Annotated in this window: 11 protein-coding genes; 4 read left to right on the top strand and 7 right to left on the bottom strand. The window is 53.5% G+C overall.

The genetic code is table 11. The annotated features are described in order from the left end of the window. Nucleotides 1–2 precede the first annotated feature (2 nt). The 3 genes from gmk to Q0Y46_RS03050 form a co-directional block, all read right to left on the bottom strand. On the bottom strand, nucleotides 3–563 hold the full coding sequence (gmk, locus tag Q0Y46_RS03060) for a guanylate kinase (RefSeq protein WP_295681674.1): 561 nt from the start codon (nucleotides 561–563) through the stop codon (nucleotides 3–5). Between the two features lie 193 nt (nucleotides 564–756). Further along, complete coding sequence (locus tag Q0Y46_RS03055; protein WP_297944735.1) at nucleotides 757–1,668, bottom strand: glycosyltransferase family 2 protein; 912 nt, start codon at nucleotides 1,666–1,668, stop codon at nucleotides 757–759. Next, complete coding sequence (locus tag Q0Y46_RS03050; protein ID WP_295681679.1) at nucleotides 1,668–4,202, bottom strand: NPCBM/NEW2 domain-containing protein; 2,535 nt, start codon at nucleotides 4,200–4,202, stop codon at nucleotides 1,668–1,670. The genes Q0Y46_RS03055 and Q0Y46_RS03050 overlap by 1 nt, the downstream gene beginning before the upstream one ends. Before the next feature lie 214 nt (nucleotides 4,203–4,416). Between Q0Y46_RS03050 and Q0Y46_RS03045 the strand changes: the two genes are divergently transcribed. The 4 genes from Q0Y46_RS03045 (at nucleotide 4,417) to Q0Y46_RS03030 (ending at nucleotide 9,093) form a co-directional block, all read left to right on the top strand. Further along, a complete protein-coding gene (locus Q0Y46_RS03045) occupies nucleotides 4,417–6,492 on the top strand; it encodes a transketolase (RefSeq protein WP_297944732.1) in 2,076 nt (691 codons plus the stop codon). Between the two features lie 134 nt (nucleotides 6,493–6,626). After that, a complete protein-coding gene (locus tag Q0Y46_RS03040) occupies nucleotides 6,627–7,439 on the top strand; it encodes an FISUMP domain-containing protein (RefSeq protein WP_297944729.1) in 813 nt (270 codons plus the stop codon). 108 nt (nucleotides 7,440–7,547) lie between these two features. Next, nucleotides 7,548–7,991, top strand: a complete 444-nt coding sequence (gene nrdR, locus Q0Y46_RS03035; protein WP_290960389.1) for a transcriptional regulator NrdR — start codon at nucleotides 7,548–7,550, stop codon at nucleotides 7,989–7,991. Nucleotides 7,992–8,121: 130 nt separating this feature from the next. Then, complete coding sequence (locus Q0Y46_RS03030; RefSeq protein ID WP_297944726.1) at nucleotides 8,122–9,093, top strand: class I SAM-dependent methyltransferase; 972 nt, start codon at nucleotides 8,122–8,124, stop codon at nucleotides 9,091–9,093. A 209-nt stretch (nucleotides 9,094–9,302) separates the two neighbouring features. Here the strand turns inward: Q0Y46_RS03030 and Q0Y46_RS03025 are convergent, their stop codons facing one another. From Q0Y46_RS03025 to Q0Y46_RS03010, 4 genes are all read right to left on the bottom strand, one after another. Then, the gene (locus Q0Y46_RS03025) at nucleotides 9,303–10,829 is read right to left on the bottom strand and encodes a sigma-54 dependent transcriptional regulator (RefSeq protein ID WP_295681692.1); all 1,527 of its coding nucleotides are present in this window, start codon (nucleotides 10,827–10,829) and stop codon (nucleotides 9,303–9,305) included. Nucleotides 10,830–10,835: 6 nt separating this feature from the next. Beyond that, a complete protein-coding gene (locus Q0Y46_RS03020) occupies nucleotides 10,836–11,207 on the bottom strand; it encodes a response regulator (protein ID WP_295681694.1) in 372 nt (123 codons plus the stop codon). Between the two features lie 10 nt (nucleotides 11,208–11,217). Continuing rightward, a complete protein-coding gene (locus tag Q0Y46_RS03015; protein WP_297944721.1) occupies nucleotides 11,218–13,530 on the bottom strand; it encodes a PAS domain-containing sensor histidine kinase in 2,313 nt (770 codons plus the stop codon). Between the two features lie 69 nt (nucleotides 13,531–13,599). Further along, a complete protein-coding gene (locus Q0Y46_RS03010; protein ID WP_297944718.1) occupies nucleotides 13,600–19,398 on the bottom strand; it encodes a glycoside hydrolase family 9 protein in 5,799 nt (1,932 codons plus the stop codon). Nucleotides 19,399–19,530 lie beyond the last annotated feature (132 nt).

Here is a 19,530-nt window from a genome sequence, read left to right as displayed (position 1 = left end):
ACCTACTTCTGCTTCAATATGGCACGGAGTTCATCGGCGGCCCTTTCAAGGTCGTCGTTGATAATCGTGTATTCGTACTTGCCCTTGGTCTTTGCGAATTCCATTTCTTTCTTGGCGTTTTCGAGACGCAGCCGGATGACTTCTTCGGAGTCGGTGCCGCGCCCGCGCAGACGGCGTTCCAGTTCCTCCTCGCTCGGCGGGAGAATCAGAATGCCAGTCGCATCGGGGTAAACCTTGTCAAAGTTCACCTTGCCGAAAACGTCGAGATCGAACAGCACTCGCTTGCCTTGGCGGAGCATGTCTTCAACAAAGAACTTGGGCGTACCGTAGTAGTTGCCGTGGACCTCGTTCCATTCGATAAGGCCGTCTTCTTTAATTAGCTTCTCGAATTCTTCCTTTGTCTTGAAGAAGTAGTGGACTCCGTCCACCTCGCCTTCGCGCGGCTTGCGCGTGGTTGCCGAAATGGAATACACGATGTCGGGGAATTCCCCGATGACCTTGTCCTTAAGGGTTGTCTTGCCCGCGCCGCTTGCGGCGCTCATGACGAATAGTTTGTTTTTCATATGTTAGGCTCCAGGTTCGAGCTATGAGCAATGAGCAGTGAGTTTTTGAGAGACTAGAGAATAGAGACTAGAGAATAGAGGCTAGTGAAAAGAATCACGCACTTCGTGCGTTAGTAACAGACGGCGAAGCCGTGATATTTCTCCCTAGATCCTAGATCCTAACCCCTAATCACTTCCTACTGTCTACTACCTACTACTTCTTATCCTCAATATATAACGGTCTCTGCTTGACTTCGTCGTAGATGCGGCCGATGTATTCGCCGAGGATGCCGATGGAAATCAGCTGGATGCCGCCGAAGAACACGATGGCGGTCATGAGCGATGCCCAGCCGGGGACGGTTGTCGCGGGGTTGAGGAATTTCTCGAGGATAGACCAGACGAGAAGGCCGAACCCGACAATGACCGCGGTGAAGCCGAGATAGAAACTGATTTTGAGCGGAGCAGAACTGAAACCGGTGATGCCGTCGAAGGCGAGGCGCAACATCTTCTTGAGCGGGTACTTGGAAGTGCCTGCGGTGCGTTCGGCGCGGTCGTACTTGACGCCAATCTTCTTGAAGCCGACCCAGCAGACGAGCCCACGCAAGAAACGGCTGCGTTCCGGCAGGTTCTTGAGCTGGTCTACTACGCAGCGGTCCATGAGGCGGAAGTCACCGGTGTCAGGCGGAATGTCGATGCTCGTGAGTTTGCCGATAAGGCGGTAGAAGCAGTACGCAGTGAAGCGCTTGAAGATGGTTTCACCCTTGCGCTTGTTTCGCTGTGCGTACACGACCTGATAACCTTCGCGCCACTTTTCGAGCATCTCGTGAATGAGGCTTGGCGGGTCTTGCAAGTCGCCGTCGATGATGACGACTGCATCGCCCGTGGCGTGGTCGAGGCCCGCACTGAAGGCGGCTTGGTGGCCGAAGTTGCGGCTGAAGTTGATAATCTTGTTGTTCGGGTTGCCCGGAAGCAAGCTTTCGACGATTTCGCGGGTTTTGTCCTTCGAACCGTCGTTCACGAATATGAGTTCGTGTTCGACGTTCTTGAGTTCTTCTTCAAGGACTTCGTATGTCTTTGCGACGATTTCTTCTTCGTTGAATACGGGGATAATTACGGATAAGAGCATTATTTTACTTCCGGGTTGATGAGGTCCACGTGGGCGCAGTCTATGCTGCCGTTGGCGATGGACTTGATTGTGAGTTTTTGAATATCCTTGATTTCGGTCGTGAGGGCTCCGAGGAAACCGGCCTTGAAGAATTCTGTTTCGGCGAGAACTTTGTCGTCTCCGAGCACTTGGATCTTTACGCCGTTGCTGCAGAGCGATTCGTCGTCGAGGCCGTACTGCATGGAGAACGTGTTGAATTTGCCTTCAAGGTTGAATACGGTTTCGGAGGCGGCATGGGTACCGTAACCGAACTTGAATTTCCTGCCATTGACCGTTAGCTTGTTGCCGTCAATGGACTCGTTTGTGTGCAACGTGCCCCAGGCTTGCTTGTGACTTTCGAACTTGACACCGTTCAGGGCGAGAGCTCCGTCTTTCGCGTTGAAGTAGTAGTCTTCGATAATCCCGATGATTTTGTCGTTTTGGTCCTTGACCGTGTAGACAATTTTGTTATAGCCGGTCAAGACGGTGTCCTTGGGTATGCTGACTCGCAGAGCGCCTTCTTCGTAGTGGCCTTCCACAAGGGCTCGGTCGTTCATGTCTACCTTATATGTCCACTGGCGGGCTTCTGTACGGGAGTCCTTCAGGTTGATGCCGAGGACAAGTGCGGTGTCTGCCATTTCGGGAACGCCGACCGTGATGATGTTGGACGGGTCGTAAGACTTGCGGCCCAGGAACTTGGCGATTTGTACCCAGTAGTTGTTTGTGACGAGGATGTTCTTGACGCCTTCCAGTTCCATTTCTTTTTCGAACACGTCGCAGGTCGTCGCGATGCGGTGCTCGACAGCCTTCTTGTGGTAAGTCTGGCTGTCCCAGCAGTCAAGGCCACGGATGTAGTAGACTTCGTCGTACTTCTGCATCAAGTCCTTGAGCGCATTGGCGTTCATCTTGCGTGCTTGGTCGTAGTGGATGGACGAAATTCCGTAACCCACGAAATGCCACGGGCGCCCGTAGATGAACAGTCTGTTCTTTGCAGGCATTTCCTTGAGCCAGGCGAGAATCTCGTGTTCCTCGATGGTCAGGTGGTTCCTGTTGTACATGATGTTCTTGTTGAAGTCCGGCTTGTAGTGGGCTGTCCACCCGGAGAGTACCGCAGCGACGACAATGGCCGCAAGTACGGTAACGCGCCCTGCGTTCTTGGACTTGGAATCTAGGCTCGTTTTGACGATGGTTTCAACAAAGTGGGCGATGGGGAGTGCTGCGACAAATGCCATGGACGGCAGCATCACCAGGCTGTAGCGCTGGTTGATTTCGATGCCGAAGTCGCCGGAGACGTTCTCGAGAATGACATAGGTCTGCAGGTGGTAGATGACGAGGAAGGCGAGGACTTCGAGGTAGAAGAAATCCTTCTTGCGCAGGTCGTAGAATGCGCGGAACAGGAGGTAGGCCGCACCCAGCGCGAACAGGTAGTTGAAGTAGCTGAGGAACGGGTTGGAAAGTTCGCCGCTGTCGTTGAGCGGCTTCGTCATGATTTCCCAGTTCCTGAGCAAATCTTCGATGAAGTGCCCGTGTGCCTCGTATTCGCCGCCTTGGAAACCGAATCCCTGGAAGTAGCTGATAGTCAGGAGTGCGGGGACCGAGAACAGCGAGAGTGTCACGAAGAACGTGGGTGCCTTGTAGTCCTTGGTGTCGAGCAGCTTGGGCAATGCAAAGATGATGAAGGCGAACAGGCAGAATGCCGTCTCTTGGCGGGTCTGTGCGAAGAAGGCGAGGATGAGTGCGAGCAGGGCCCAATGCTTGACCGTGTTGCGGTCAAACGCCCACTTGAACACCAGGAGCGAAAGAGCAGAGAGGAATATGTAGAGCGGTTCCACCGACATGGCGCGGAACTGGAACAGGACAGTAGGTTGCAGTGCGAGCAATAGCGATGCGAAGAAGGCGAGCAGCGGTTGTCTTGTCCATGCGACGATGGCGAAGAACATCAGCAAGAACGCCAGCGGCAGCATCAGGAGTTCCATGTTGAAAATCCAGTGGAGGTCGCTGCCGAACAACGGCATGCCCAGGTAATACAGGAACGAGAGGCCCTTGGTCTTGAAACTGTTGGACTTGGAGGTGCATTCCAGCTTGCCGTCGGAGAAGAGACCTTGGTTGCAGGTGCCGCTCTCGTGGTTGTAGAACATGTTCTGCGCTACGGCCATGAACACGCTTTCGTCGCTCTGGACGCGGTGACGTGCTTCGATTTGCGTTGCGGCGAAGATGGAAACGGCGACCGCGAATACGAGTGCCATGATGCTGAATGCCTTTGCAGGGAGGATACCGCGGAACCATTCGCGGAAATCCTTGTTCAGTATGATGATCAGTACGATAGCGAGGGCGAACTGTACACAGAAGAGGGGGATGGGGAGGTTCAGGTCCAGCTGGCGGATGGTTTCCTTGTGCCCGATGTTGGGGGCGAGGTAGACCAAGAAGGGGATTGCGAGGGCGATGACCACTCCCGCGATTCCGACAGGATGGGCTAAGTTCTTGAGTATTGCCAAGATATAGTTTTTAATCTTCATGTCTCTATTCCAAAAAACAATTAAAACCGCTCCTTTAGGGGGCGATTCCGTCGTTTACGGCGACTTCGGGTCAAAATATAACTTTTTCTGAAAAACCCGATTTTTATGCAAAAAAAGGCGGGGCATAAATGACTTTTCATCTTTATGCCTTGAGAGAGTGGCGAGAAAAAACTACATTTGGCGCGTAAAAAACAACATCGAGAGAGGTTTTACCGTGCAAGATGCTCTAGTTACAAAAGCAGCCGACAACGTCCGAATTTTATCCGCTGCCATGGTGCAGAAGGCGAAGTCCGGGCATCCGGGTGGTGCGATGGGCGCCGCTGACGCCACGACGCTTTTGTTTGCGGAATTTTTGCGCTTCGATCCGGACGATCCGGAATGGATGGGCCGCGACCGTTTCTTCATGGATCCGGGCCACATGAGCCCGCTCCTGTACTCCGAGCTCGTGCTCACCGGTCGCCTCACTCTCGACGACGTGAAGAACTTCCGCCAGCTCGGTAGCCGCACTCCGGGTCACCCCGAACTGGACGTGATGCTCGGCATCGAGAACTCCTCGGGCCCGCTCGGTATCGGCCACGGCATTGCTCTTGGTGCTGCTATCGCCGAACGCTTCATGGTGGAACGTTTCGGTTCCATCCTCGAGCACAAGACGGTTTGCCTTGTTTCTGACGGCGGCCTCGAAGAAGAAATTGCCTATGGCGTTGGCCGTATCGCTGGCCACCTCAAGCTTTCGAACCTCATCTTCTTCTACGATGCGAACCAGGTGCAGCTGAGCTGCAAGACCGAAGACGTAATGAGCCACGACTTCGTCGGCCAGTACAAGGCATGGGGTTTCCGCGTTATCGAATGCGACGGTTCCAACATCGCCGAACTCCGCAAGGCATTCAAGGAAGCCTGGGCCGAGAAGGAAAAGCCGACGCTCGTGTTCGGCCACACCACGATGGCCAAGGGCGCTGTTGCCGAAGACGGCAAGAGCTACGAAGGCGAAGTTTCTACGCACGGCCAGCCGCTCAACGCTGCCGGTGCTTCCACCACCGCGACGGTCAAGAACCTCGGCGGTAACCCGGACGATCCGTTCCAGGTGTTCGACGACGTGAAGGCTGCATTCGAAGCCCGCGCAAACGAACTCCGCAAGGAAGTTGCCGAATGGAAGAAGGCCAAGGCCGCTTGGGATGCCGCGAATGCCGAAAAGTCCGCAACCCTCAATGAATGGCTCTCCGGCAAGGCTCCGGTGCTCAACCTCTCGAACCTCCCGATCAAGGAAGGTGTGGCTACTCGCGTAACGAGCGGTACGGTGCTCGGCTACCTCGCCGAAAACTTCCACAACATCATTTGCAGTTCCGCCGACCTTTCCAACTCCGATAACACGCAGGCATTCCTCAACAAGACGGGCATCTTCCGTCCGAACGATTTCAAGGGTGCGTTTGTCCAGGTGGGTGTCGCCGAATTGACGATGGGCGCCATCATGAACGGTATCGCATTGCAGAAGGGCTTGTTCCCGATCTGCGCTACGTTCTTCGTGTTCAGCGACTTCATGAAGCCCGCTATCCGCATGGCCGCCCTCATGGGCCTGCCTGTCAAGTATGTGTTCACGCACGACAGCTTCCGCGTGGGCGAAGACGGCCCGACGCACCAGCCCATCGAACACGAAACGCAGATTCGCTTGCTCGAAGACCTTACGAAGAAAAACGGCAAGGCCGAAATGCTCGTGCTCCGTCCGGCCGATGCGTTCGAAACGCTCGCCGCCTGGGAAATGGCTTTCGAAAACAACGACAGCCCGACGGCCCTCATCCTCACGCGCCAGGTGGTGAACTCTCTCCCCGGCGACAATCGCTACGAAGCAGCGAAGGCTTGCCGCAAGGGCGCCTACATCGTGAGCGACAATACCGCCGCCGGCAAGAACCCGGACCTCACTCTTGTGGCGAACGGTTCCGACGTGCTGCTGGAACACCAGGCCGCCGAACTCCTCCGTGCCGAAGGCAAGGCCGTGCGCGTCGTCTCCATGATCAGCCCGGCTCTCTTCCTCAAGCAGGACAAGGCGTACCGCGACCAGGTGCTCGTGCCCTGGACTCCGGTGTTCGCTCTCTCCAGCGGCCTCCCGGTCCTCTTCGACCGCGTGGTTGGCGGGTTCGGCAAGGCTTGCGGCCTGGAACGCTTTGGCGCTTCCGCTCCGGCTGGCGTGCTCGAGAAGGAATTCGGCTACGTGCCCGAGGCTGTGGCTGCGAAGGCCAAGGAATACCTCGCCGAGTTTGCGCAGAACGTCGCTGACTTCAAGAAGGTGAACGGGTAATTTCGCAAGGCGAAACCTGGCGATAAGATTCATAAAAAAAAACGACCGGTTGGTCGTTTTTTTTATTGTATATTTACGAGTAAAAGAAGATGGGCTTGAAGTATGCTCGAAGAATAAGTGGTTAAGGAGTGAATATGTATTCTAAAATGATTACGTCGATGGGATGTGCAACTCTCCTTTTGAGTGCGTTGACGTTCATCGCCTGCGATGCGGAATCAAGTACTTGGCAAGCGGAATGGGTTGAACCGGAACCTCCATGTAGAACGAGTTCTGAAGATAATTGTGAATATGGGACATTGGTTGATGACCGTGATGGTCAGACTTATAAGACCGTAAAAATTCGCGATCAGTGGTGGATGAAGGAAAACCTGAGATTCCGTTATGTAGAGCCTACGTCAACTTTGGATTCCAGTAGCTTTTGTTATAATGATACACTTCAGTATTGCGAAATGGACGGCCGCCTCTACTTGTGGAGCGCTGCGATGGATAGTGCGGGTGTCTATAGCGATAATGGAAAGGGGTGCGGTTATGCTTCTGAATGTAACCATGCCGATGTTGTTAGGGGTGTTTGTCCGCTTGGCTGGCATCTTCCGAGCAAAGAAGACTGGGATATTCTTATGGAATCAACGGGTATTGGTTCCTTTGGTGGGGAAAAACTGAAAGCTGTGACGAGTTGGAATCGGAATGGATCTTCCTGGAATTTGACTGGGACTGACGATTATTCTTTTTCTGCTTATCCTGTTGCTCCGATGTTTTATCTGAATGGACAATATGATTATGGCCGTAGAATTTATTATGGTAATGACGCAGTGTATTGGAGTACCGCGTCAAAAGATAGCCTGAACTCAATCGCGTTGATTCTTCGATCTGGTGATCATCATGTAAGTTTTGGGGTGTATGGTTTTGCGAAGATTAATGCGACTCCTGTCCGTTGTTTGAAGGATTAGTTTTCCCTTTAACTTGGATTTTTACAAAAAAAGCCCTTTTGCCTCACGGATAATGACGAAATCTCAAAAAAAGTGCTTTTTCCTCGCGAAAAAACTTATATTCAAGCCATGATTTGCCCTTTTTGCAAAACCGACAACGACAAGGTTGTCGATAGCCGCGTGAGCGGAACCTCTATACGCCGCCGCCGCGAATGCCTTGCCTGTGGCCGCCGCTTTACAACTCGTGAATATATCGAGTTGCAGCCGCTTACCGTTATCAAGAGGAACGGGAGCAAGGAGCCTTTCCAGCGCGAGAAACTGATGAAGGGCCTTATGGATTCTTGCAAGAAGCGCCCGGTGTCCAGGGAAGACTTGGAAAACTTGGCGACCAACGTCGAGAATTCCCTGCCGGTCAATGATAGCTTCGAGGTGACTTACGACCAGATTGGCAACATGACCATGCAGGAACTCAAAAAACTCGATCCCGTGGCTTATGTGCGTTTTGCCTCCATCTACCGTGAGTTCAAGGAAGTCGGCGAGTTCGTGGACCAAATCAAGAATTTGGACAAGTGATGCTTGACAGCTATGAGCAATGAGCGATGAGGTATGATTTTCGTAGATTCGCTACTCACTGCTGATGGCTCAAAGCTCACCGCTACTAACCCCTAGATCCTAGCCTCTAGATTCTAACCCCTAGTCATTCATGCTTTCCCTCCTCCAATCTGCTTTCGAAAAACGCTCAGCGCTGTTTGAGGTGACCGATGCTTACCGCATTGTGAATGGGGCTGCTGACGGTTTTCCGGGCCTTACGCTTGACCGTTTCGGTGATCGGTTCCAGGTGCAGTTCTTTGGGCCAGAGATGCTGTCGCGTCGCCGCGAGCTTGTCGATGCGGTGTCGCGACTGTTCAATCCTGTTTGCGTTGTGGTGAAGGAGCGTCTCTCGCGCTCGGGCAAGTCCTTGGAAAATGCTCCGATGGAAATTGCTTTTGGCTCGCGTGAGGATGCCGTGGGCGTCGTGCGCGAGGGGCGCGCGCGTTTTCATGTAGATTTGCTCGATACGGTGAATCCTGGACTGTTCCTCGACATGCGCCATGTGCGCCTCGAAGTGGAGGAACGCTTCCGCGCGATGGACGGTGAAGGCCCGCACTTCCTCAACCTCTTCAGCTACACGTGCAGTTTCTCGGTGCATGCGCGCCTGGGTGGTGCCGCTGTCGCGACGAATGCCGACATCAGCGGGAAGATTTTGGACAAGGGCCGTGAAAACTACGCACTGAATGGCCTTGACTTGCGCCCGGGAGAATTTTTCCGCGGCAATGCGCTTGAATACGTGCGCTGGGCTTGCAAGAAAGGGCTCCGCTTCGATGGTATCGTTCTCGATCCGCCGAGCTTCGCCCGCTTCAAGGGCTTCAACTTCAACGTGCGCGAACACTTGATGCCGCTTGTCGCGGAATGCGCTCAAATCCTCAACCCGCACGGGTTCATCATGGTGAGTTCCAATTACAGCGAATTTGCGCTTGACGCGTTCTCTCGCGACGTACTCGATGCCGTGAAGTCGGTACACAAGAATGCCCGCACTGCTTGGAAGCGCGGGCAGGATATTGATTTTGCGGGCAGTGGTTCCACGAAGGATTCTTGCCTTGTCGCAACGCTTGTGGAAGTAGGCAGTAGACAGTAGGACAAATGCGTAAGGCGAGCGGCGCGGTCAAGCTTGCTTGAACATGGCCGAGCCGAGCATTTGGTACTTGAGCGAAGCGAGAGTACAAGTAGGCAGTAAGCAGTGGTTAGTGGTTAGGGATGTGTCATGCCCGGCTTGACCGGGCATCTCCTTTTTTATCTCACTGCTTATCGCTCATTGCCGGCTCCTCGAACCTGGAGCCTCGAGCCTCACCCCTCGTCGCTTTCTTCCATCGCAATCTTCAACTCTTTCAGCTTGCGCCATAGAGTGGCACGGCTGATGCCGAGTCGCTTGCAGACTTCGGTGCGGTTCCCTTTGCAAATGCTGAGCGCATGCAGGATGTGCCTGCGTTCCATTTCCTCGAGCGAGAGGATTTCGTCGGAACTGCTTGCGTCCTTCTTTTCGCCAAGGGTGATTTCTGCATAGCCGTCCTGGGCCTTGCCCGGATAGGGCTCGCTTTCCGTCCCGCCGCGTTCTGCCGAACTTTCCTGCGGGGCGATTGCGCCGCCGTTATCCCAGACGGTCTCGCCGTTCGCGATGGCCGCCTGCTTCATGTGCGGGATGGCGATGGGCTTTTCGTTCGCTTCGTTCTGGACTTCTTCGGGCAGGTCTTCCAAACGGATGACTCCGTTTTCCGAAAGCACGATGGCATGCTCGATGATGTTCTCGAGTTCGCGGATGTTGCCCGGATAGCGGTAGCGGCTGAGCGCATACTGTGCTGCGGGCTCGATGTCGACAATGTCTTTGCCGTGGGCTTCTTTGTACTTGAGGATGAAGTAGCGCACGAGTGCAGGGATCACGGGCTTACGTTCGCGCAGGGGCGGGAGTTGCAAGTGGAACGTGTTCAACCTGTAGTAAAGGTCTTCGCGGAACCGGCCTTCGAGCATGGCGTCCTTGAGTTCGCGGTTTGTCGCCGCGATGACGCGTACGTCCACATAGCGACTCTCGGTTTCGCCCACGCGGCGTATCTCGTGGTTCTGCAAGAAGCGCAGGAGCTTGACCTGCGTTGCCGGGGAAAGTTCGCCGACTTCGTCGAGGAACAGTGTGCCGCCGTTAGCAGATTCGAACAGGCCCTTCTTGTCGGCGGTGGAACCGGTGTACGAACCTTTCTTGCTGCCGAAGAGTTCGCTTTCGACCAGGTTCTCCGGAATGGCGCCGCAGTTGACGGCGACGAAGGGAGCTTCGCTCCTCTTGCTGTAGCGGTGTACAATCTTGGCGAGGAACTCCTTGCCCGAGCCGGATTCGCCGGTGATGAGCACTGTGCTTGTCGTGGGGGCAATCTTGTAGACCGTCTTGAGAATCTTGCGCATTTCTGGCGTGTTGCCGAGCAGGCTATCCAGAACCTGCGATTCCATCAATTGCGCGGTAGACTTGTTCTGCTGCTGTGCCAGGGCCTTCTTGGCCACGTCCTCGAGCTGCGAAATAGAAAGCGGCTTCATGAGGAAACTGCTGGCGCCTCTAGAAATGGCGCTTGTCGCACCGGGCCAGTTCTTGTCGTTGCACAGCACGTAGATTTCGATGCCGGGGTGCCGTTCCTTCAGGTAGCTCACCATGTCCATGTTTTCGAGCATGAGGAAGGGAACCTCGATGAACGCGAGGTCCACCGGTTGGTTCTTGGCCAAAGGCATGAAGGCGTCCTTGTCGCTGCACACGACAAAATCCGTGTCCGGTATGGACCACGAATGCTGGATGTCGCTGATAAAGTTTTTATCTAAATCGGCGATCAGAATTTTCATAGGCTTTTAGTGCTTCTGGATGATTTCCTCGACCTTCGCTCGGAGTGCCTGTAGGTCTACGGGCTTGTTGAATGTCGCCGCGACGTCGAAGTGCTTCGCCGTGATGAGATAGTCGTCGGCTGCTGTACGTCCGCCACCGCTGACGGCGATAATTCTGTCACTCATTCCCATGCGGCGGAGATCAAGGATAACTTCGTAACCGTCGACGTTGGGCATGATAATGTCCGTAATGATTACATCGTAGACGTTGCTCTGGTACAGAGCCTTGGCTTCTTTTCCGTTCGATGCCGTATCGACGTCGTAGCCCTTAATGGTCAGGGCGGACTTGAGCATCAGGTTGAACTGTTCGTCATCATCAATAATCAGGATTGTGGACATGGTCCCTCCATTATTCATTCCTTTTAGGCCAATATAGATTAAATGTGGTGCCTTTGCCTAGCGTAGTTTGTACGTTGAACGACGCTTTTGCCTCTTTTAGGAGCCTTACGGCAGAAGATAGCCCTAAACCGAGGCCTTCGCCAGGTGCTTTTGTTGTAAAAAATGGTGAAAAAATGCGTTCCAGGGTGCCGGCGTCCATTCCGGTTCCCGTGTCCGAGATGCTGATTTTTGCGTAGGAACCTGCCGGAATGGGGGCCGCATAGGGGACATCCAAGGTCTCTTCTAGCGTTTCGGAATGCATCCGGATGGTGAGCTGGCCGCCTGTGGACTTCATTGCGTCGATTCCGTTTTTCACGATATTCGTGATGACGCGCTCGAACGAGGCGACCACGCCCATAATCTTGATATCCTCGTCGAGTTCGGTGGAGACGATGCGCATGCCCTTCGGGAGGCTCTGCGTGAACCGCACGACAACGTCCTTGATGATGATGTGCGGAGAGAACTCTATTGGCGGGATGGCGGCGGAGGTATTGCCGCGAATCGTGCTGAGCAACTCTTCGAGGGATTGCTTGCCGCGTTCTGCAGCCTTGCGCGCTTCGCAGATGAACATGTAGGCCGGATGGTTCTCGTCGATGGATTCCTTCGCGAGGTCGCAGAATCCGATCTGTGACCCGAGGATGTTGTTGTAGTCGTGTGCGAAGGCTCCGCACAAGGTTCCCAATTCTTCGAGGCGGGAGTGGATGTATTTTTGCTCGCGCAGCATGTCACGTTCTTTTTCGAGTTTGCGCTGCTCGGTCATGTCGATTTTCAGGCCGATGACCTTGTAGGGCGCCGACTCCGTGACAATCGGGATGAAGAGGTTGTCGAATATGAAAACTTCCTTTCCTTCGCGGAAAAGGACGTTTGCTTCGTCTTGGGTGATGATTCTTCCGCTTACCGTCTCGTAAGAAATGAACGATTTTGAGACGCCTTTGGTGCGCGCTTCGATTTCGTATTCTGTGATTTGCGATGCTTCGTCGAACGAAGAAGACTTGTTTCCGCGGTTTGCGATATCTTTCTGATTCTGCATCACGTAGACACCCTGTTCGTTCTTGGACCAGAACTGGAAGGGCAGGGCGTTAATCAAGGTGAACAAGAAGTTCCTGTTCTCGTCGGAGCGCTTTTCGGAAATGTTCAAGCGGTCTTGGTAACGGATGAGGTCTTGCTTGTATTCTACGTACTGCTCGTTCAGGTCTTTGATGCGCTGTTGGTAGTATAGCGTGTTCGTGAGGTCGCTGAACTGGATCACGAACTCGCTGGAGAGCATGTTCAGGTGGCTCTGGTAAATCTTTATGTCGAACTTGTGGATTTCGTTCTTGATGGAAATTTTTTGGCTCTTGTAATGGGATTCGCGGAAAAACTCCAGGTTCTTCGAGAAAATTTCCTGGATGTATTTTGTTTGCAACTCGTCGATGGTCGTCTGGAACATCTGCAGTGCAATCGGGTTGGCAGACTTGATGCGTCCATCTGAATGGTAGCAGATGATGCCGTCGTTGATCTGGTTGATAATTCTGGTGAGCAGCCAGTAGGAACTTTTGTTCTTGTACGTGATGGATGTGAAATATTGAATAGCGAGGAAGGCGATGAGTATGCAGCAGCACTGGTTCCAGAAAAGGAAGTGCATCTTGTCGGGCTTGAACGAGGTCGTCTGTATAATGGGCAGGATGAAGTCGAACGAATAGGCGATGAGGAATATCGTGATGAAACATGCCAAAATTTTTGTGTTGACCTTCACCATGTTCGTACTGCTTGATTGCATGCACCTCTTGAACAGCTGGTACATCGTCGCGATGATGGGCGGGACAACAAATAAAATGAAAAACGTCGAGAAAATGATGGCGATAGGGTAGTTTTTCAGGGGATAGAGCCCCATGACGCGGAACTCGGTGAGTATGCGGATGTCGAAGAGGGCGAATATGGAAACGAGCAGAACAGCGCAAATGGCAACCGTGTTCCAAACCTTTGAAAATTTTGATTCCGAGGAATCTGAATCCAGTTTGCCAATTCTATAGATTGTCGTTCCGGTCTGCACCCAGGCTAGGGCCTGGATGGTGAACAGGCCGAGCTTGATTGTTGAAGTCTGCGGCTGAAAGAGGAATAGAGAACCCGTGAGAGCGCAGAGGTTCCATACGATGTTGATATGGATGAACTTCAAGATGGGTTCGGGAAGCTTTTTCGCATAGGTCTCTTTCCAAAGCAATTTCTTGAAGCCAAGGGACAGGACTAGCGCTATTGCGGACAGCGCTATGATGTATGGCGAATGGGAGTACAAGACCTCGTGCATGCTTGTAATGAAAACTAAAAAAAAAGCTCGCACACGGCGAGCTCTTTTGGGAAAAAATACAGGGTTCTTTTATTTTATGCGCTTTAAGCCGAATTTCTTGGTCTTTTCGTAGCTGCTCTTGAACTTGAAGCGTTTCTGCGTTTCCTCGTCCGTGTTCTGGTTGGGCGTGAAACGGTTCTCGATTTCAAGCTTGTAGATGTAAGCTCCCGTGCCGGCAATGCGGCCCTTTTGCGAACGGACTCCCTTGCCGTCGAGGGTTGCCCATTCCACGAAGATCGTGACCTTGTTATCCGAAGAGAGGTACGTATTTGGGGTGATTTGGTAGCCACCTTCGATGATGTTCACGAAGGAACCGAGGTTGGTGTAGATGGGAATCCTGTACTTGACGGACATCGTGTCCCAAGCAGGAGCTTCGTCGAAGGCGGCCCCTCTCGGGATTGTCATGTCGATAGTCCAGATGGCGCCTTGCAGCGGCGTGACTGTCGTATCGATGGAGGCGACGACCTTGCCGTTTTGGATGGCGTCAAGTTTGTGCGTGGTCGGGTTGTAGACATATATGCGGAAATCCGAGTTTCCGGGGACCGGCGGCGAAACTTTCTTGGGATCGATAGTAACGACCGGGCTCTGCAGGTTGACATTGTACTTGACTTTGGGCTTGCCGTCGCCAGAGATGGTGACCCAGGGGTTCCCTGTCACGGGCCTGTTCCCGCTCTTGTCCATGAATGCGCCTTCATTGAGCGGTGCGAGGCGAATTCGGTCGCCTTCTATGACCGCTTTTTCCGATTCGTTGGAGAAGTATACGTCAAGCGCAGCATTCTGCTTGGCGAGGTTCCAACGCATCAGGTCATACGAGAAGACGCTCGCTTCGCCACGTTCGCGCAGGTATAGTTTGTATGCGGTGTCTGCGATGGCCAGCGGTTCACTTACGTAGATGTTGAGCTTTTCGAATTCGGATGTGGATTTGATGATGGCCGACGTAAAGACGGGGCCCACCTTGTCTTCGGCGATGACGTTGTTTGTTTCGTAGGCAGCACCCGAACCGAGGTGCTGCATGACAAGCCCGGCTCCAACCAGTTCCTTGCCGTTGTAGGCGCCCGAGTAGTTGCCATTGGTGTTACCCAAGCGGAACGGCTCCTTCAGATTCAGTATAGCGGTCTTGCGGTCGTCGCTGAAGGTGTAGCTCGAAGTCCATAGAGTTTCGGGGTAGGCGCTGCCGAATTCAATGGAAATGCTGTCGGGTTTGTGGCGGTCGTCTACAGGCGAGGCGAAGGTGGCTTCTACGTATTCGGCGAGGCCGTCTTCGTTCTTGTCGCCAATGTAGGCGTATGTCATCGGGACGGGGAGAATCTTGAGCGTGATGGTGTGGATGGGCTGTTTGCAGGTTCCCACTCCGTTACCCGCTTTGTCTATGATGGAGCTGGTGAGCAGGAGTTGCCCGCCCATGCCTTCCTTGACGATGGAAGAACCATCTTGGGCAAAGCTTACGGTGAATTCCCAGACGTTCAGAGAATCGTTGTAAATCCTTGCGTTAGACACGTTGATTGGTGTTGGCACGGGGTTGTTGCCGTTATAGAGCTGTAGCGGCCATTCCAGGCTGGGGACCGAGATGGGCTCGCTGAACTGCAGGTAAACGCGGTCCGCCGTTGCCGTGTCGAGGCGTTCCAGTACAGATACAGACAGGAGAGTCGGAGAAATGCCGTCGCCATAGAAGTCGTTGGATTCCTTGGGGCTGCCTTCGACGGTGCTGACCAATGTGATGCTGCCACTCGGTGCCGTGTTGGCACGGGTGTCCTTGAGGTCGATATTGACGACGAGTTCAGTCCCGTTCAGGCTTTCCACCTTGTCCGAAGTCAGCGTGTCGCTGCCGTAGGTGAACCGGATCATGGAGAATTTAGTGTTTTCCATGTAGGCGTTCGAAAGCGTGATGGCCATGGCGTCGGGAACGTTGTCGCAGTTGCGGTCGATCATCTTTGCTACAGTGATGATTGGCCATGGCGGAAGGTCTTCGACGATAAGGATTGCCTTTGCGTTTTCGTAAGCGACAAATTTGGTCGAGTTGGCCATGGCGTGGATCGGTGCCGTGAGGGCGGAATCCGCTTTCACGTAGAATACGGCTTCGCCGTTCACGATGTCGATAGTCGTTGTCGGGATAGTGGCTGTCGTGCTGGTGAAGAACTGGACAAGCGGGTTGTCGGAGGTCAACATGACAGACATGTTCTCGGAAGACATTTGCTGCTTGAGGCTGTCCTTGAGAACCAGGTGGACTTCGGCAAAACGGCCTGTGTAGACGTTGATCGTGTCAAGGTTGAATTCCAGGTAGCGCTGCTCGGGCGGTTCCGTGATGGTGTCGATTTCGACGTTGCTCCTCACGACATCGCAGGCGCAGTCGTACTTGTTCGTGTTGTTCTTGTTGGCGAAGTGGTTATGCCAGGCGACCCATTCGATATAGTTGTTGCCATAGGCGAGGGTCGTGTCGATTTGGAACGCGACCGCATCGGTCCTGCCCATGACGAGGGGCACGATGCTGATGGATTCGCCGTTCTTTTCGACATCGTCGAGGAGACCGGTGGGCGAGACTCGGGCGGTTGCCGAGTATGTTGTGAACGGGTCATCCTTTTCGATGGAAACATAAGGTGTGACAAACGGTTGGTCGAATGCCAGCTTGACATTCCTGCGGACTTGCGGCCCGTCGTCGTTGTCGTTCGGACCATAGCCGTAGATGTGTTTGCCGTGGTAATAGACCGCAATGTATGGGTCTTTGACAAATGCGGCAACTTTTTGTCCGGAAATGTCTCTTTCGATGAATTCGCTTTCGTTTTCGACAAACGCTGGACCTTGTTTCAAATCGACACCCTTGAAGTAGACCGGGTCGGTGGGATCGGTATGTGCACGTAGCGACCAGGAACCCTCAAGTTCCCCGAAATTTGTTGTGGTCAGCTTCAGCTGGAATACAATTCTTCCAGAGACTTCCAGTTGGCCATTGACCTTGATAGGCAAGTAGTATCCGCCCATTCCGTCAGATTGGGGCTTGTCATAGGAGATGCTTGATGACCCATTGACTATACCGCCACCACCATATTTCTGCGCGATATAGGTGACAGGGGTAAGCGAATCTTGATTGACGTAGAAACGCATCTCGAAATCTTCGAAGGGAATTGTGTCGTTATTCGTGATGGAGATGATGAACTGCTGGCAATCTTTCCAGTTGTTACATGGAGTTTGGTACGAAGAAGGCTTAATGATAATGTCGAGGTCCGCATAGACGTTGTGTGCCTCGGTCGTGAAGGAATATTCAGTGGATTTCGTGGCTCCCGAAGAAACGGTGAAGTAGTAGGTTGTCCCGGACTTGAGACCGGTCAGTTCAGCTTCGTGGAAGAGTACGGCTCCGCCTGATGCCACCTGCGATTCCGTGGGGGAACCGGATGACGTTCCGTAGTTGACGACGCCGTTGGCGCGGCTGCTGCTCCACCAGTAAATCTTGGCGCTGCGGTGGTCTACTTGGCAAATGGTCACGCCGCTAATGGTGATGGGTTCAAGAGTCATCGTGAAGCTGTACCATTGACCATGGTTGTCGTCCTTGGCCGGGTTTCGTTTGGTGTCAACGCCTTCCAAGTAGAAATAGTACGTGGCCCCAGGCGTAAGGTCTTTCAGTGTCAGGCTGCCGTCCTTGGTCGGCTCGGTCTGTTGCTCGCCCATGAGTTCGGTGCTGTTGGGCTGTAGTGCGTAGAAGACTGTCGTTAGGGCTACTTCGTTAGTGTTCCAGCTGATGATGGCCTCCGTTTCCGAAATCGGAGTGCCTATGATGTTGCTGAACAACGGACCTTCGTTGTCGGGGGGCAGCGTGTTCGCGAGGCTCTGTGCCGGGAACAAGAACTGTGCCGAGAAGTCGACGCAAGTTTCGGTGGAGGTGTACTTTTCCCAGTCCTCGATTAAGGTGAGGTTGGGGGCCCTGCCGCCCATGAGTGCGCCCTTGGGGCACTTGTATTCGTAGGGCATGCCACCGGCGTTGTAGCCGTCCGGGTTGGCGGCGCGGTTATGCGGGTGCTGGGGGTTCTTTTCGCCGGCACCGAGCAGGAACGAGATGTCCCACGGGTTTGCGCCAAGTGCATAGTACATGTTGTCGAGGGCGACGCGGAGGTAGCGTTCGTCGCCGGTCAACTCGTACATCAGGAATATTGCGTTTGCCGTACCGAGGTTGTAGCGGATGACACCCCAGTCAAAGGAAGTCCAGACAAGGTTATAGGGGGTGATTACGTGTAGTTTGGTAGCTCCTTCGTGTGGTGTGCCCTGCGGAATGCCCGGGTTTGTGAGCACTAGGGAATCGCCATCGTTGGTGCTGTCATTGATGAGCTTGCGGAACGAAGCCATGACACGCATGGAGAGGGAGTCCCTTTCGATGTCGGACAGCCCGAGCGAACGGGCGACATCTTCTTTACTGAGAATCAGTTTTTGTAGCGCGAACAATACATAGGCATGGACGTTCTCGTAGTCGGTCGCCCATCCACCAGGGTGGAATCCATAATTGTTGCCGAGGTAGCCGGACTTGAAGTATTCCAGGTTGTCAACTGCGTTTTTGTTGTTGTTGATTTTGGTATCCCTGAATAGGTCATCGGCGTATTTGGATTCACCGGTTGCATACCAAAGGGCGAGTGCCGCAGCAGCGGCGTCGTCAAAGCAGACGCCAGCACCAGGGTAAAAACCCTTGAGCCCATCGGTGGACTTGCCTCCACCGACAGAACATCCGTTCCCGTTCAAGAAGGTGGGAGCGACGATTTTGGCATAAATATCCTTTGCAGCTTCCAGAAGTTCATCATGGTAATCCGGTTTCAGAATTTCGAAACCCTTGGCGACGTTTGCCATGGCTGCGGCGAAGATGCCTGCCGTGTTGGTGCCGATGCCCCTTGCGACTTCACGGTCGGGGCCGCCCTTTTCGAAAGACTGCTTTTCCTGGCGTTCGGGAAGGTCCCAGTATTGGTGGTCTTCGGTGCCAACGCCGACAGAGTGGTACATGTCGCCCTTGTCGATCAGGCCGTCTTCCTTGGAGGCTTTGTAGAGCTTGAGCAGGTAGTCCGTACCGATTTTCGCTTCGTAAAGAATGTCGGGGATGCCATCGGTGAATACGGTGTCGGCATAAGATTCGCCATAGCGATCTTCGGCTTTGTCCTCATAGACGAGGTAGACCATCGAGAGCACGTAGGCCGTGTATCCCAGGGTCTCGGAAACCTTGAAGTGGTCACCGCAGTCGTGCCAGCCTCCGCTCAGGTCATGTCCGACAGCCGAGCCGTCTTTCAAGTGGCAGGGACCGTGAAAATGCGATTTTGTGTCACCGCAACGCTGCACTCCAAAGAACTGGAGCGCATTTTCGAGAATGGCGTTGTAGATATTCGGATGGATATGGAACGTGGCGGAAGTGTCCTTGTTGATGACAAGGAAATATTCGCCTTGCTTGGAAAGTTGCGTGAATTCCGCGCGGGTAAGAAGCTCGGTTTTGTTGCTTATGGAATCCTGCGATCCGAACTCGTAGATGCTGGCCGTGGATTTGAACGCTCCGTTAATCCAGATGTTTGGCTTGACGGCCTGGCCGATGTTCGTTGTAACTCCGCTGAAGGCCTCGGTGCCGCTGTTCGCGTCGATAACGGAGAACTTGGTCCCGACGGGAAAATCGGCCACGTAGGCGTACTTGTAGTCTTGCGGACGGAAACCGGCCTGGTTCAAGCGAATCGGGCGCCTGTTGTAGACGTTCAGGGAATCAAGATAACGACGCTCGCAATTTTTGCAAGTGCGGTCGATGTTTGGAAGAGCTTCTGCTGAAATGGTTTGCGAAACAAAGAGACAAAGCAGAAAGGCTATGGCAAATAAATGTTTCATAAGTCGATATGTATAGTTTGATGGAACACAAAAGAATCAAGTTGCGTAGGCAACTTGATCCCCTTCCTGATGGGAAATATACCTTTTTTTCTTGTGAAATAAAATAGGGCGAACCTCCAAAAAAATTGCTTT

The sequence above is a fragment of the uncultured Fibrobacter sp. genome, from assembly GCF_947305105.1.
In the GTDB taxonomy this organism is placed as follows: Bacteria; Fibrobacterota; Fibrobacteria; order Fibrobacterales; family Fibrobacteraceae; genus Fibrobacter.
This window is presented reverse-complemented; position numbering and strand designations above follow the sequence as displayed.

Coding starts and splice junctions, on each gene's coding strand:
- gmk (WP_295681674.1), bottom strand. CDS start 563: ATGAAAAACAAACTATTCGTCATGAGCGCCGCAAGCGGCGCGGGCAAG.
- Q0Y46_RS03055 (WP_297944735.1), bottom strand. CDS start 1,668: ATGCTCTTATCCGTAATTATCCCCGTATTCAACGAAGAAGAAATCGTC.
- Q0Y46_RS03050 (WP_295681679.1), bottom strand. CDS start 4,202: ATGAAGATTAAAAACTATATCTTGGCAATACTCAAGAACTTAGCCCAT.
- Q0Y46_RS03040 (WP_297944729.1), top strand. CDS start 6,627: ATGTATTCTAAAATGATTACGTCGATGGGATGTGCAACTCTCCTTTTG.
- nrdR (WP_290960389.1), top strand. CDS start 7,548: ATGATTTGCCCTTTTTGCAAAACCGACAACGACAAGGTTGTCGATAGC.
- Q0Y46_RS03030 (WP_297944726.1), top strand. CDS start 8,122: ATGCTTTCCCTCCTCCAATCTGCTTTCGAAAAACGCTCAGCGCTGTTT.
- Q0Y46_RS03025 (WP_295681692.1), bottom strand. CDS start 10,829: ATGAAAATTCTGATCGCCGATTTAGATAAAAACTTTATCAGCGACATC.
- Q0Y46_RS03020 (WP_295681694.1), bottom strand. CDS start 11,207: ATGTCCACAATCCTGATTATTGATGATGACGAACAGTTCAACCTGATG.
- Q0Y46_RS03015 (WP_297944721.1), bottom strand. CDS start 13,530: ATGCACGAGGTCTTGTACTCCCATTCGCCATACATCATAGCGCTGTCC.
- Q0Y46_RS03010 (WP_297944718.1), bottom strand. CDS start 19,398: ATGAAACATTTATTTGCCATAGCCTTTCTGCTTTGTCTCTTTGTTTCG.